Annotated in this window: 11 protein-coding genes and 2 pseudogenes; 11 read left to right on the forward strand and 2 right to left on the reverse strand. The window is 67.8% G+C overall.

Features of this window, described 5'->3' with window-relative positions; translation table 11 throughout:
- Positions 1–87 precede the first annotated feature (87 nt).
- The 4 genes from DA06_RS05370 (at position 88) to DA06_RS05385 (ending at position 3,157) form a co-directional block, all read left to right on the forward strand.
- The gene (locus tag DA06_RS05370; RefSeq protein ID WP_052436400.1) at positions 88–867 is read left to right on the forward strand and encodes a XamI family restriction endonuclease; all 780 of its coding nucleotides are present in this window, start codon (positions 88–90) and stop codon (positions 865–867) included.
- 84 nt (positions 868–951) lie between these two features.
- Complete coding sequence (locus tag DA06_RS05375) at positions 952–1,542, forward strand: hypothetical protein (protein WP_418607068.1); 591 nt, start codon at positions 952–954, stop codon at positions 1,540–1,542.
- A 536-nt stretch (positions 1,543–2,078) separates the two neighbouring features.
- Positions 2,079–2,606 (forward strand): DUF4145 domain-containing protein, encoded by a 528-nt coding sequence (locus tag DA06_RS05380; protein WP_418607070.1) that lies wholly within the window; start codon positions 2,079–2,081, stop codon positions 2,604–2,606.
- 2 nt (positions 2,607–2,608) lie between these two features.
- Positions 2,609–3,157 (forward strand): hypothetical protein, encoded by a 549-nt coding sequence (locus DA06_RS05385; protein WP_043497988.1) that lies wholly within the window; start codon positions 2,609–2,611, stop codon positions 3,155–3,157.
- Between the two features lie 285 nt (positions 3,158–3,442).
- Here DA06_RS05385 and DA06_RS05390 read toward each other — a convergent pair whose 3' ends face one another.
- Together DA06_RS05390 and DA06_RS05395 are read right to left on the reverse strand one after the other, a co-directional pair.
- A complete protein-coding gene (locus DA06_RS05390; protein WP_418607071.1) occupies positions 3,443–4,801 on the reverse strand; it encodes a hypothetical protein in 1,359 nt (452 codons plus the stop codon).
- Between the two features lie 1,418 nt (positions 4,802–6,219).
- Positions 6,220–7,743, reverse strand: coding sequence for a recombinase family protein (locus DA06_RS05395; RefSeq protein ID WP_052436402.1), 1,524 nt, complete (start codon positions 7,741–7,743; stop codon positions 6,220–6,222).
- 23 nt (positions 7,744–7,766) lie between these two features.
- Between DA06_RS05395 and DA06_RS05400 the strand changes: the two genes are divergently transcribed.
- The 7 genes and pseudogenes from DA06_RS05400 to acs all read left to right on the forward strand — a co-directional run bounded on the left by DA06_RS05400 (position 7,767) and on the right by acs (position 14,071).
- Entirely contained in the window at positions 7,767–8,075 is a 309-nt protein-coding gene (locus tag DA06_RS05400; protein ID WP_043497992.1) for a hypothetical protein, read from the forward strand.
- A gap of 172 nt (positions 8,076–8,247) precedes the next feature.
- Positions 8,248–8,796 carry an AMIN-like domain-containing (lipo)protein gene (locus tag DA06_RS05405; RefSeq protein ID WP_043497995.1) on the forward strand — a complete coding sequence of 183 codons (549 nt, stop codon included), beginning with the start codon at positions 8,248–8,250 and terminating at the stop codon, positions 8,794–8,796.
- A 95-nt stretch (positions 8,797–8,891) separates the two neighbouring features.
- Positions 8,892–9,380, forward strand: a pseudogene (locus DA06_RS05410) (amino acid permease); the annotation flags it as partial.
- A 619-nt stretch (positions 9,381–9,999) separates the two neighbouring features.
- Positions 10,000–10,911, forward strand: a complete 912-nt coding sequence (locus DA06_RS05415) for a hypothetical protein (protein WP_043498007.1) — start codon at positions 10,000–10,002, stop codon at positions 10,909–10,911.
- A 98-nt stretch (positions 10,912–11,009) separates the two neighbouring features.
- Positions 11,010–11,306 carry a hypothetical protein gene (locus DA06_RS05420; RefSeq protein ID WP_043498009.1) on the forward strand — a complete coding sequence of 99 codons (297 nt, stop codon included), beginning with the start codon at positions 11,010–11,012 and terminating at the stop codon, positions 11,304–11,306.
- Entirely contained in the window at positions 11,266–12,072 is an 807-nt protein-coding gene (locus DA06_RS05425; RefSeq protein WP_052436403.1) for a hypothetical protein, read from the forward strand. The genes DA06_RS05420 and DA06_RS05425 overlap by 41 nt, the downstream gene beginning before the upstream one ends.
- Positions 12,073–14,071, forward strand: a pseudogene (gene acs, locus DA06_RS05430) (acetate--CoA ligase).
- Positions 14,072–14,193: the final 122 nt, after the last annotated feature.

A 14,193-nucleotide genomic window follows, 5' to 3' on the forward strand; every position in this document is an offset into this window, starting at 1 on the left:
AAGTCTGACCTGAAGGCGGCACGTGACAGGTCGGAACGAGGCTTCAGTGACCATCGCCGCGAAGAAGGACCACGGTCTTTCGCGCGCATGTATAGGCGGCTTCGCCCACGGGTCGAGGCGGTTTTCGACGCGACCGACAACCTCCGCGATCTAACCGCAGAACTCTTCCTCTCTGATCCCGGCGCCTGGCAGGCGTGCCGTTATGTGTGCGGCCCGCCAATCAGCCAGGAAGACCTCTGGACCCTCGTGGAGGGGCCGAAGTTCAAGCAGGTGCCAGCGAAGTTCGCGGAAGCGACTGCCGATGCCATCCGCGTGGTGATCGACCCCGTACGGTTTCCGTGGGTAGAGGCTGGTGGTGCGCCCACCACAGCGGAGCGAGATGCCGCCATCCTCTCGACTTCCCTTCTCTGGGCGGCGCAACAGCTCGCAACAGAGCGGCGCGGCGAGGCATCGACACGACAGGAGGCGGCGACCGCGCAAGCACTGGCGAATGCTGGGCTCTCTCTCGATGTAGCGCGAAGCCCTATTCAGTTCTTCGATGACATGGCGCGAGGGACCTACTCAAAAGAGCGCAACATTGCCAAGGCAAAGTGCGACGTCCCCGCCCGCTTGCACGACGGCCGTTTGCTGGCCATCGAATGCAAGGTAAGTAACGGCCCGAAGAACAGTTGGAAGCGAGTGAATCGCGAAGTCGGAGGCAAGGCCACTGACTGGCGCGAGCAGTTCGGCACGCACATGCTTACCGCGGTGGTCCTGGCCGGCGTTTTTGACATGAGATGCCTTGAGACGGCCCAGGACTCGGGCGTCATTCTGTTCTGGGAGCATGACCTGACTCCGCTTGCCGAGTTCGTGTCCCAGACGGCCTGACACAGCGCGTCCTGTGGATCGCCTCGCCATGTTTGGTGAGGTCCAGGGGAACGCATGTCTCAACGGACTTGTAGCGTTCCTCCTGTGGAAGAAATCTGGGGAGCGGTCCTCGGCGGCGTCATTGGCGCCGCTGTAGCGGCTGGGGTTGCACGGTACTCAGTCGCAGAAGAACGTCGCACCGGTGAACTGCATCGCCGCAACGAGATGTTCGGTGAAGTCATCGCAAAGTTTCATGCCGTAGACCAACTCTCCGGCACCAAGTCATTCACCGTCGACGGCACCTGGGAGGAGTTCCAGCGCCTATGGTCCCAACTATGGACCACCGTCGAGATGTGGAAGATGCACCTCTCGGACAGGGACAAACCCATTGAGGATGCAGTTGAGCGCGCCCTGACAGTCCTCGGTCCCGAGTACGAGATTGAGATGCAGTACGGACATTGCGCTGGCTCCACGGCGTTGACGGTAGAGATGTATCGGGAACTCCAGGCTCTGATCCACAGCGGACGCCGGTGGCACCGAGCGGTGAAACCGGGTCCAGATGAGCTGGGACCTATTGATCGAGTGTTCCGACAGAAAGCGCGAGACCCACTAGAGGCGGCCGCAGAGGACTACGTCGCCGAGTTGAGGACGAGCCCTGTGGAACAAGAACAAGGCGCCGATGACTATTCACATTGACACGGAAGACCCAGGGACAACGCCGCCGCTCGAGGCGAGTGGAACGCGCGGTACCTGGAACGGGTGGGTCGTCCCACTAGCTACGGCAGACGCCTTCCGGAACTTCATATGCGCTTGGCAGTCCATGGACCCGAACGGCACATGGGACTCTCGCGGAGTCACGGTTATTGGTGACCTTCTCGCCTATGACGACGGCGAAGGCCTCGTCGATGAATGGCAAGCCGCTGGAACCACGGCGGAAGGCGAGCAACTGTATGCGCTGGAGGGCTGGGCCTGGGTAGAGGTCTAGCGTGCTGTGAGATGGCCTCATGCGCGATGTCAGCGGCAGGGCATACGGTTCGCCTATGGCCCGTGAATACGACCCCGACACCGCGCCGAGTTCTGACGACCCAAGCGGTCCCTGTCCTCGGTGCGGCCGCGTCAGCCATTTCACTGACGTCCAAAGAACGCCCCTGCGCCAGACCTGGAGGGACAGAGACCTAGTTCCGCTCCAGCAAGCGGTCACCATGATGTGCCAGGGGTGCAGGGAGTACATCGTGGTCATCGAGTCCAGGGCGAGGCCGCTGGAGTCGCTTCATCCCGTCCTTTGGTGGCCTACGCCCGGCGCAGCCAACTTCGACGATGAATCGGTGCCGGCGCCAGTCGTGAAGGCATACGACGAAGGCGTCCGATGCTTGTCCATTCAGGTCCCCAATGCCGCCGCCGCGATGCTGCGCAGCGCCCTGGCACAGGTCGTCCAAGACAAGGGGTCGGAGGCCGCCCGGGATAAGAAGACGCTCAACGACGCAATCAAACAGATGGTCAGCGAGCAGACACTGCCGCCAGTGTTCAAGGACTGGGCCGAGCACATCAAGAACATGGGCAACGCGGGCGCACATCCCGAGATTTTTGGTGCAGTCACCATGGAGGAGGCGGAGGATCTGCGAGCTCTCGTCCTGCAACTGCTTCGGTTCCTCTACGTCCAGCCAGCCGCCCTTGAGAAGGCACGGAAAGGGCGATCCGGCTTCCCGGCGAAGAAGGCCGCAACGGCAAGCGTTTCGTCGGTCGACCACGGCGGAGCATAATCTTGCCGGAACTGTTGGAGTGGCTTACGGCGGGCGGCACCATTGCGGCCGCGGTGGTCCCATTCGTGTTGTTCCTGGTCGAACGAAGCGACCGTAAGTCCGCGGAAGCGGAGGTCTCCGCGATCCGGGCACGCGAAGATGAAGAGCGCGTCATGGCACAGGCGCGGCGAGTCACTATTTGGAACGACTCGCGGAGGATTCCTAACAAGCTGTCACCCATCTTCTTCTGCGTGGTGCATAACGCGTCAGACATGCCGATCTTCAACGTCGAGCTCTTCGCTTTTAGGATCTGGGAAGACGAGGAAACAGGCGCGGAGTTCCGGGCGCGGACTGGAGGGCACCAAACGCGCACCGTCGCGCCGGGGCACGACTGGGAGATCCAAGTCCGCTACCTCAACACGAAAGAGCCGGTGTGGGTTAAGTTCACCGACGCGCGGGATCAGGTTTGGTTTCGGTGCGAGGACGGCACACTCACCAACGACGAAGACGAGTTCAAGAAGAGATTGGAAGATCAGGCCCTCTTTAGGGTGCCCGAGGAGCCCGACTACTAAGAAGGTTTGCGCGCCTTCCACGACGACGGAAGCGCCCCGAGGACTCTCGTACGACCGAGGCGGCAGAGGAGGGCTCCCACCCAAGGAATCAATGTCCTCGGGTGGGAGCCTCGATCACTCGCTAGTCGCGCCAGCCTTATCCGGTGCGCTCACGGGATGCGCTGGTGCGGCACGACGGCGAGCAGTGAACGGCGCGCGGGTTCTCGGCCCGTCCGCGGTCCTGCCATTGGGCGGCTACCTCCCGGCACCACGGACATTCCCGTAGCCGGAGTTCGTCGGCCGCCTTCACCGATGCCACGGCAGATTGCCTGCGATGAGTCGGGCGTCCTCGGTAATGGATTCCTCGTCCTCGCCCCTCAGCCGGTCGGCAATTGGCTCTAGGCCATGCGCTCGGGCAATGATCCGGCGATGTAGTGCCAGGTTCTCCGACCTCAACCGCTCAACCTCGGCCTGGGCGGCAAGCCGCGCCTCAGCGGCAACGAGACGGGTGCGCATGTCGTCCCGCTCCTTGTGCAGTTTCTCTACGTACTGAGCGGGGAAGGTCATCTTGTCCGACACAGTTACACCTCCTCGGGGTAGGCGGTGCGGGATTCGATGGTCAGAACTGCGGTGGCACCGTCCGCCGTCGTGTTCAGATTTTCCAGCTTGGTCACCCGTCCGACTCGTGACACGAGCTGCCCACTGAGGGCCACGAGAATCTCGGCGACGCGCGCCGGGGGTGACCATGAACGTCCTGCTGTCGGCTCCCACTGCGCGGCCACCTTGGACGCTGACCTGAACCAGGTAGCGTCGCCGATTCCCGCTCGTCTCGACGTTCAGCACCTGCGCTCCGGTGCCAAGGCGTGGTTGGTCGGTGAAGCTTTCGCTGAACCGCTCAGCGTCGAGGCGAACGGGCGTCTCGAGCGGGTGCGCCTCGGGAACCTCTGACTTCGCGACTGCACCGACCGTTACTGCGAGGTTAGACCTGATAACGACTTCATCGGCAAGGTAGGGAATCACCGGCAGATGAGGCACCACAGCAAGACGCATGGTGGCGTTGCCGTTGTTACCGGGGGCAATCTCGCCCCGTACCAGATCGCCAGCGGCATATGACTGCCGATGCAGGATGTACCTACTTCCTTCCCGCCCACTTGTCAGGGCGTCCCACCAGGCGCCCAAGACGTGGAAGCCAGTAACTCCCACGACACCACGGACGAGACTCGGCGACTGAACATCGAAGGAGGCAACACCCGGGGCCACGGCTAGGTAGAGCGTCGGGTATTCGATGGCGTCCGGGTCAGGTTTCTCGGTGACTACCCGAGCGGCCTTGCCGACGGCTGACTCGATGGCAGCGACACCTACAGCGAGCAAGTCCTGGCCGGCGGCACGCTTCTGAGCCCGCCGTAGATCGGCCTCAGCATCGGAGACCTCACGGGCCACGGCATCTCTGCGGATAGACGCAACCTCGACGCTGCCGCGAGCGTTGGCCAGTCTTGCATGGTCAGCGGAGCCCGAGGCCACTTTTCCGATGGTCTCGCTTAGTGACGCTTCAGCGTTTGTGAGGTTTTGCTCAGCGAGGGTGAGGGCTTCTCGTGCCTGGGCTAGACGGTCGGACGACTTAACCGTAGAGGTGGAGGTCTTCTGGGTCTTCTCTGCATTTGTCACTTCTGGTTCAGCTCCTAGTTGAAGAGGGGGGCGATTCGGCCGCGACGGGCGCGTATCGGTTGTTGGTTCTGAGAAGAAGTCTCAGAGGTTTCAGGAGCCCCGTAGGGCCACTTGTAGAGATAGAGAGGTAGAGAGTTACGAGGTAGAGAGTTACGAGGTAGAGAGTTACGAGGTAGAGAGTTACGAGGTAGAGAGTTACGAGGTAGAGAGATAGAGAGATAGAGAGATAGAGCTAACACCTACCCTTTTGTTTCTCATCCTTCATCTTTGGCAGAAAGGTTTGAGGGTCCGACACCTTTCAACCTCCAGGGAGGCGGGAGGATTTAACCCCCAACCCTTTCCATTGCCTTCCGTCGTTGGATCAGAGGACTCACTATCCCCTTTGTTTCTCCCTGCCACCGCATGAAATGAGAGGAGAGCAGCGTCCGCCTTTTCGTTGCTATCTCGCGACAACAACCCTCAAATCTGGTCCAGAAGATCGAGCGACTCGACCAAAAATGTGAACGAAAGCTTTTTCTGTGCTCGATCAGATCCGAAAAAGGTTCACGGTGGAGTAGGGCGGGCGTGACGCAGGTTCTGCCGGTTGCCGGGAGGTATCTTGGGGCAAGTCGTCATGTCACCGTGACGCTTGGCGTAGTCCACGATGCTCATCTGAAACTTCAGACAACGGAGCCACGATGACGGGTGGAAAACGTCAGCATCCACGAGTGCATCAATTGCGCGGTTAACGGTGCTTCCAGAGCACGGCGAGACTTCTCCGCCATCCTCAAGCTTGGCCTTGCCGAGCAAGTCCCTCAACTCGCCCGGAGCAAAGTGTGCGTGGCCGTCTAATTGCACGCGGCCAATAGCCAAGAGCAACATTCGCGCCTGTACGGACGGCGTAGTGTCTGGGTCAGGATTAGCGCCCAACGCCAGTGCCTTTGCTCGTTCTATTGCGGTCCAGTCCTGGAGCAACACAGGTCTACGTTTGTTTGACTTACCAGTCACCAGCGCACCACCATTCCCTCCAAGCAAATTCTCGTTCATGCCAGCATCCGATCGGAACTGACTACCCGGCCATCTCGGGTCTTTGCGAAATAAACCTTGGCAGGACGTGGATACCGCCGTCAATGTAACCACGGTCACTCAATGTGAAAGTCGGCGTGGAAGGTTCGTTTAACCTTGTCTCGGGTCATTGTTTGACCTCATCCGTGTTAAACGTCTTAATCGCAGGTGAGGGATGTGGCGTGACGATTCCCCGTGGCTGTTGAACCTTTCGCTACGCAGGCGCTGAGCGCGGTCACCCCCACAAGGACGTGATCCGACTCACAGAACGCGAATGCCCCCAGCCATCGTGGCCAGGGGGCATCCCTTGTGGGTTGGGTGGTACGCGGAGTCTTCAGCGCCCAGCTGCTGCGACAACTCCCGTTCGCGGCTCCTCAGCCCAGACCTCCGCGCTGAGGTCTCTGCGGTCGGCCCAGGTCTGCATCATGATGTCGACCACGCCAAGGAAGGTCAGGTCGTCTCCCGCCTCCTCGCCTTCGACCGTCGTGCCGTCCGGCAGTTCGAACTTCCGCTTGCCTCCGTGCCACGGCGCAATGTCGAACTCGACTTCCCCCCCGCTGCCAGGTGCGCACGCCTCGCCCTCTTCCGTGAACCTTGATGGACGGGAACAGTTGCGTGATCACTTGCCGCTGGCGGTCGGTGTCGAGTTCGAAGAAGTGATCCGCCACCTCGGCGATGCTCATTTCACCGTCCTGGGACACGTCTCCAATCTCAGCCAACTCCGCCTCAATTACTTCCAGGCGGGCACGGATGTGCTCGGTCCCTGTAACCATCTGCTGGCGGGTGATGAGTCCTTCGGCCCGATCGGTGGCGAGTTCGTCCAGACGCTGACGAAGTGTCGCCTCCTCCTCTCGCAGAGGCGCGGCGTCCGACTTTGCCTGACGGGACAGGGAGAACGGCCGGTGAGCGTGCGGCAGTGTCATCCGGGCGATGGCCGCGCCGGCAACGATGGAATCGAGTTCGTCCATGGGCTTGCTGACGTGGTTAACCTTGCAGACGTAGATGGCCCGCGCCCCCACATCGCCCTTCCTGCCCCGCCATGCCTTGCGAACCGGGCCGTCGCAAACGCCGCAGGTGACGATGCCCGTCAAGAGCGAAGAGCGCCGACCGTTGCCGCCGACCTTGCGCTTAGGGTCACTGAGGCTCCGCACCGCAGCACGGTAGGTCTCCTCCGGCACGATCGCTTCCCAAGCGGCCGGGCCGATCTCTTCCCCTTCATAGACGCGGATGCCCGCGTTCCTGGCGTTGAGTAGAACCGGGCGAAGGGAAGTTGCACGCCACGGCAGGCCTCGGTTCGTAGTGAAGCCGCTTCTTGTCAGCTCGTCGGCGATGCGCATGAGCGGCTTCCCCGCCAGCACGTCCCCGTACGCCGTGCGCAGAGCCTCCACCTCCTCGGGCCGGTGGGAACCGTCACGCTCGAACCCGAACGGACGCTGAGGCCACCACGAGCGGCCCGCCTTCGCCCGCTGGCGGGCTGCCGCCTTCTGGCGCTCGGCCTTCTGCTCACCTTCGTACTGCGACCACGCCGTCACGGTTCGCGCAACGGCCCGACCGGCAGGATTGGACAGATCGAACTGTCCAGAGGCAACGGCGTAGACGTTCACGCCAAGGTCTAGGACCCGCTCCAGGTCCTTGGACAGACGCACGAGCCGATCAATGTGCCAGACCACGATGCGCTCGGGCTTGGACGTGAGCAGCCGCTCAAAGCTGGGGCGAACCTTGCCCGATGTAGCGGAGATATCGTTGTCTGTCAGCACCTCATGAACTGCCCAGCCGTTGCGCTCGCACAAAGCACGGCACTCCGCTTCCTGGCGCTCAACGCCAAGGCCCTCGCCCGTCTTGTCGAGGGAGATTCGGAGGTAGATCGTCGCAGCATCCGTGCCGCTCGAGTTGGTCATAGATGCATGTTAAGCCATCAAGTATGGACCTGCTCAAGATCGCCCTGAAGCTCGGCCCCGCCTGCCCCGGCGAGCTGCTGCTCGACTGCTTCGAGCTGGCCCGGGACATCCGCGTGCTGGACATGCAGGCCTCCCCGTACGACGTCACCGGCCTGGGGCACGCGACCGTGGCGATCGAGACACCGGCAGGGCGGGCGGAGTACGTCGCCCGGCAGCGAGAGTTCGGCGAACGGGCGGCCCCGCTGCGCAACCGGCTCCTCGAGGTGACGTCGGCGCTGCTCGCCGCCGCCGGCGAGACCTCTCGCGGAGACGACCTCCCCGCTGGGAACTGACCTCTCGAGGACGAGCTGACCTCTCGCGACGAGCTGACCTCCCGCCCCAGCGGGGCGGCGGGAGCGGCGGAATCGTTACGGATTCGCGGCGTTCTCCCCTGTCCCGGGGCGTTCGCACCGGCGTACCGTCGTTGGTGCCGCCGGGGGAGGACCCGCTGGAACGGAGAGTGCGATGAAGCGTCTCTTGCGTGTGGTGCTCGCGCTGGTTCTCGGACTCCTGCTGCTCGGCCCGGTCTCCGCCGCCCAGGCCGCGGCGCCGTACTGCGGGATCCGCTGGGGCTCGCTGCCCAGGAACGTGCCGGCGATGTCCATGGACGCCTCGCTGACGAACGTGCGCACCGGCAGGCACGCGTGCTTCGACAGGATGGTGCTGGACGTGCGCGGCGACATCCGCGGCTACGACGTCCGCTACACCACCCAGGTCCACCAGGAGGGGTCGGGCTTCGTGGTGCCACTGCGCGGCGGCGCCAAGCTCGCCGTCGTCGCCCGCGTGCCCGCCTACGACGAGAACGGGCGCGCCACCTACCGGCCGGCGAACCCTCGCGAGCTGCGCAACGTCACCGGCTACCGCACCTTCCGTCAGCTGGCGTGGGCCGGAACGTTCGAGGGGCAGTCGACCGTCGGGCTCGGTGTGCGCGCCCGTCTGCCGTTCCGGGCCTTCATCGTCGACGGGCCGGGCAGCGGCTCGCGCCTGGTGGTCGATGTCGCCCACCGCTGGTAGTCGCGCTCCGCTCGCCGTGGTCCGCCGTCCGACGGCCGTGGCCGCGGAGGCGCCGGGACACCCGCCGGTCACCTCCGGGGGCTACCCTGCCCGCCGTGACCACCGCTCCCCTCGCCCGCCGGCTCGACCTGCGTGACGCCGTCGTCATCGGCGCCTCGTCGATGATCGGCGCGGGCGTGTTCGCCGTCTTCGCGCCGGCGTCCCGGGCGGCCGGGCCGTGGCTCCTGGCGGGCCTGGCCGTCGCCGTCGTGGTCGCGCTGTGCAACGCGACGTCGACGGCCCAGCTCGCGGCCACCTACCCCACCTCGGGCGGGACGTACGTCTACGGCCGGGAGCAGCTGGGGCCGTGGTGGGGCTTCGCCGCCGGGTGGTGCTTCGTCGTCGGCAAGACCGCCTCGTGCGCCGCGATGGCGACGACGTTCGCGGCCTACACCGTCCCCGGTCCGTGGCAGCGGCCGGTCGCGGCGGCGGCGGTGGTCGCCCTGACCGCGGTGAGCTGGCGGGGCGTGACGCGGACCGCCGGCCTCGCCCGGGTGATCCTCGCGGTGGTGCTGGTGGCCATCGCGGTCGCCCTGGCGGGCGCGGCGGAGGCGAGGTGCGCAGTGAGGTCGCGGTGCCAGCCCGGCGAGCAGCTCCGCCCGAGGGCACGACGGGCGGTCCCCCGCGGCCGCCGAGCTCACCCAGCACCTCCCCCCACGTGCACCTGCGCCCGCCAGGCAGCCACCCACCAACGCCCACTCGGCGCCGCCCACGTCCGTGGGGCCGGGCTCGGCGGCGGCCGGCTCGCGGTGGGCGCCGGAGGCCACCCACCGGCGCAGCTCGGCGGTGTCCGCGCGCACCCCCTCCAGGGCGACGGTCGCGACGGCGGAGCGCACCGCTGTCTCCGCGCGGGCCTCGCGCCACCGCCGGCGCAGGCCCTCGTGCCACCTCAGCGCCGTCGTCGCCTCGCGCGCGCGGTCCGCCGCCTCGGCCACCCCGTCCAGGTGCGCGAGGGAGGCCAGGGCGGTGACGACGTCGGAGCTCACCGGGCCAGGTTAGGTGGGCAGCCAGGTCGGGCGCCGCGCGGCCCGCACGGGGCAGGACGCGTAGGCTCCCAGGCGATGGAGGACCCTGCCCGCAGCGAGCACAGCCCGCAGTCCGACGGCTCCCCGGGCTCGCCCGCGGGCACCGGCGGCCCGCCCGCGCCACCCCGGTCGCGGAGGCGTGCGCACCTGCTCGCCGTCGTCGCCGGTCTCGTGGCCACCCCCCGTCGCGCTCTTCCTCGTGCTGTACGGCATCGACCTGATGCTGCCGCTGGAGGGCGCGTCCGACCTGGTCGGGGCCGGCCCGTTCCTGCTCGGGGGTCGTGGTGCTCGCGGCGCTCGGCGCGGTCGCGGCGCGGGGGCTCGAGCCTGGCTCTGGGCGTCGCCGGGCTCGTGTGGGGCGTGCTCCCCGGGCTCGTCGGGTTCCCGGTCCTGCGGCCCCTCCTGGGCACCGGCACGTCGGCGGAGCTCGTCGACCCGCTCCTGCGGCCCCTCGCCTCCGGTCTCGTGCTGGTCACGGGCGTCGCGCTCGCCGCCCGGCGGGGCGGCGTGCCACCTCGCCCGCCGCGCCGGACGGACGCACGAGCGGGAGGACGCCACGCTCAGCGGCAGCACGCCCGGCCCCGTCCCGCCCCGTTCGCGGATGTGGGGCCACGCCGTGAGCGTCTTCTTCTCCCTCGTGCTTCTCCCGCCGGTCGCCGTGCTGCTCGGACGCGGCACGACGGCGGCGCTCGTCTTCGGCGTGAGCATGACGAGCCAGCCCTGGCAGCAGCCGAGCCTGCTGGCAGGAGCCGCGCTGATCGCCGTCGTCGTCCTGCTCGCGGGGCTGTCGTCCCTCGGGCCCCAGCTGGCCGGGTGGCTGCTGCTGGTGGTGGGGACGCTCCCCGTGCTCCACGCGCACGGCTGGCGGTGGCTCGCACCTCTCCTCGAGGCGCTCAGCGCCCTGCCGGGAGGGTTCCAGCTGCTCACCTCCGGCGCGTGGCTGCTCCTGGGGGCGGTCCTCGCGGTCTGCGGCGCCTCTGCCCACTGGGCCCGCCTGTCGGGGCGCCGCTACGAGCGCACGGATCTCGCGCTGTCGACGGCGGAGGCGTAGGCAGGGGTGCCCCGGGCGGCGCGCCCCCGCCGGCGGCTGGGAGGCGTCCGTTACCGTGACGGCGATCGACCGGGACCGTCGACCATCCAGGAGGCCTCGTGACCACGCCCAGCTCCGACGACGCCCGCGGCCCAGGCCGGGACCAGTCCACGCAGCAGCCGCCCGGGACCGGCCCGACCGGCCGGCGCGCGGAGCGGCACGACACCTCGGACCTGGAGACGACGGCCGTCCGCCGGCAGGGCTTCCTCGGCGTGCGGGCCGATCCTGGCCCGCAGGAGACCGAGACCGTGACGGCGGCCGACGCGCCCCGCCCGCACCACGGTCCGGTCCGCGACGACGCCGGACGACGACGCGTTGCGCGACCGCTGGCGGGAACGCCCCGCGCCGGCCGGTGACGCCCTTCTCGACGGCGCCACCCAGGCCGGCCCGCGCTCCCGCGCCGCCGCGCACTGGTGGAGCCTGGTACTCGCGCTCGTGCTCTCCCCGGTGGCCTGGTACCTGGTGGCCGACGGCGGAGCCCGGCTGGCTCTCGGTGAGGACAGTCCCTGGGCCCGCGGGGAGCTGAGCCCCGCGGCGCTGACCGAGCTCGCCGCCGGCCTCGTCGCCACCGCCGTCGTCCTGCTGACCGCCCGGTGGTCCTCCCTGGGGGCGCTGGTGACCGGCACGCTCGTGCTGCTCGCCGGCCTCACGTTCGTGGTCGTGCCCGCCCGGACGGCGGCGTTCCTGGAGCCGGCTCTGGCCTGGCTGCGCGACCTGAACGACCTGGGCGGGAACGTCGCGCACCACCTGCTCGCCGACGGCCCGTCCGGGCGCCTGGCCCTGTACGGACTCGCGCTGCTCCTGACCGGGGTCGTCGCGCGCGGCGCCCGCCGTCGCGGCCGGGCCGAGGAACGACACGCGCGAGGCCTACGCGCGCAGCACGGGCCGCCCGGCCCGCCACGGCAACGGCCGGGGCTGAGTCGCGCGGCGGCGCCGTCCGGAGAGCGGGCGGCCCGAAAAGCGGGCGGCCGAGAAGCGGGCGGCCCGAGAAGCGGGCGGCCCGGAGGCGGGCGCCCGGAGGCTGTCCGGACGGAGCGAGTTCGCTATGTTGCATGCGACAGTTTGTGTGAGCCGCGACACCTCGGCGACGCACGGATGACCCTCGCCACAGGGAGGACGTAGATGTCCCAGCACGACGCCACCACGACGCCCCAGGCCCCCGAGGCCGACCTGGAGAACCTTCTCCGCGAGACGCGGACGTTCCCGCCGAGCCCCGAGTTCGCGGAGCAGGCGAACGCCACGGCGGAGATGTACGAGCGGGCCGCGGCCGACCGCGAGGGGTTCTGGGCGGAGCAGGCGCGTGAGCTGCTGACCTGGTCGAAGGACTTCACCGAGGTCCTCGACTTCTCGGGCGCGCCGGTCGCCCGCTGGTTCGCCGACGGCGAGCTCAACGCCACCTACAACGCGGTCGACCGCCACGTCGAGGCGGGCCTGGGCGACCGCGTGGCCATCTACTTCGAGGGCGAGCCCGGCGACACCCGCGCCATCACCTACGCGGAGCTGAAGGACCAGACGTCGCGGGCCGCCAACGCCCTCGCCGAGCTCGGCGTGCGGACCGGCGACCGCGTCGCGATCTACCTGCCGATGGTCCCCGAGGCGGTCGTCGCGATGCTCGCGTGCGCACGGATCGGCGCCCCGCACTCCGTCGTCTTCGGCGGCTTCTCCGCCGAGGCGCTGCACAGCCGCATCAACGACGCCGACGCCCGGGTGGTCATCACCGCCGACGGCGGCTACCGCCGCGGCAAGCCCAGCGCGCTCAAGCCCGCCGTGGACGAGGCGCTCGAGAAGGGCACCCCCCGTCGAGCACGTGCTGGTGGTCGAGCGGACCGGCCAGGAGGTCGCGTGGACGGAGGGCCGGGACAAGAGGTGGACCGACCTGCTGGCCGCCGCCTCGCCGGAGCACACACCGGTCGCCGTCGGGGCGGAGCACCCGCTCTACATCCTCTACACCTCCGGGACCACCGGGAAGCCGAAGGGCATCCTGCACACCACGGGCGGGTACCTCACCCAGTCGGCGTTCACCCACAAGAACGTCTTCGACCTCAAGGCCGAGACCGACGTCTACTGGTGCACCGCGGACATCGGCTGGGTCACCGGACACAGCTACGTCACCTACGGCCCGCTGGTCAACGGCGCCACCCAGGTGATCTACGAGGGCACGCCCGACACCCCGGACAAGGACCGGTGGTGGGAGATCGTGGAGAAGTACAGGGTCTCGATCCTCTACACGGCCCCGACGGCGATCCGCACGTGCATGAAGTGGGGCGCGGAGTACCCCGAGCGCCACGACCTCTCCTCGCTGCGCGTGCTGGGCTCGGTGGGCGAGCCGATCAACCCTGAGGCCTGGGTCTGGTACCGCAGCACCATCGGCGGCGGGAGGACGCCGGTGGTCGACACGTGGTGGCAGACCGAGACGGGCGCGATCATGATCTCCCCGCTGCCCGGCGTCACCGCGGCCAAGCCCGGCTCCGCCCAGACGCCGCTGCCGGGCATCGCGGCCGACGTCCTCAACGAGCGTGGCGAGCCGGTCCCGAACGGGGGCGGCGGGTACCTCGTGCTCTCCGAGCCGTGGCCGTCCATGCTGCGCGGCATCTGGGGCGACCCCCAGCGCTTCCAGGACACCTACTGGTCACGGTTCGAGGGCATGTACTTCGCCGGCGACGGCGCCAAGAAGGACGACGACGGCGACATCTGGCTCCTCGGTCGCGTCGACGACGTCATGAACGTCTCCGGGCACCGCCTCTCCACGACGGAGATCGAGTCCGCGCTCGTCTCCCACCCGGTCGTGGCCGAGGCGGCGGTGGTCGGCGCCAAGGACGACACCACCGGCCAGGCCGTCGTCGCGTTCGTCATCCTTCGTTCCGACGCCGTCGACCGGGCCGACGAGGCCGGCGAGGGGGCCGACGTCGTCGCGGAGCTGCGGGCTCACGTGGCCAAGGAGATCGGTCCCATCGCGAAGCCCCGCTCCATCCTCGTGGTGTCCGAGCTGCCCAAGACGCGGTCCGGCAAGATCATGCGCCGCCTGCTGAAGGACATCGCCGAGGGCCGCGAGGCCGGTGACGTCACCACCCTGGCCGACTCCTCCGTCATGGACCAGATCAGCCGCGGCATGCAGCGCTGACCGACGCGGGACCGCACGGGACTCCCGGACCGAGACGTCCTTCCGCGACCGCTGCCCGACACGACGACCGCTGCTGGTGCGCCAGCAGCGGTCGTCGCGTCGTGGCGCGGTCGGCCCCGCGC

The organism is Georgenia sp. SUBG003, from assembly GCF_000715355.2.
Lineage (GTDB): Bacteria > Actinomycetota > Actinomycetes > Actinomycetales > Actinomycetaceae > Georgenia.

Excerpts from the sequence above, each read along its gene's own strand:
- DA06_RS05370 (WP_052436400.1), top strand. The coding sequence starts at position 88 with ATGTATAGGCGGCTTCGCCCACGGGTCGAGGCGGTTTTCGACGCGACC.
- DA06_RS05395 (WP_052436402.1), bottom strand. The coding sequence starts at position 7,743 with ATGACCAACTCGAGCGGCACGGATGCTGCGACGATCTACCTCCGAATC.
- DA06_RS05400 (WP_043497992.1), top strand. The coding sequence starts at position 7,767 with ATGGACCTGCTCAAGATCGCCCTGAAGCTCGGCCCCGCCTGCCCCGGC.
- DA06_RS05405 (WP_043497995.1), top strand. The coding sequence starts at position 8,248 with ATGAAGCGTCTCTTGCGTGTGGTGCTCGCGCTGGTTCTCGGACTCCTG.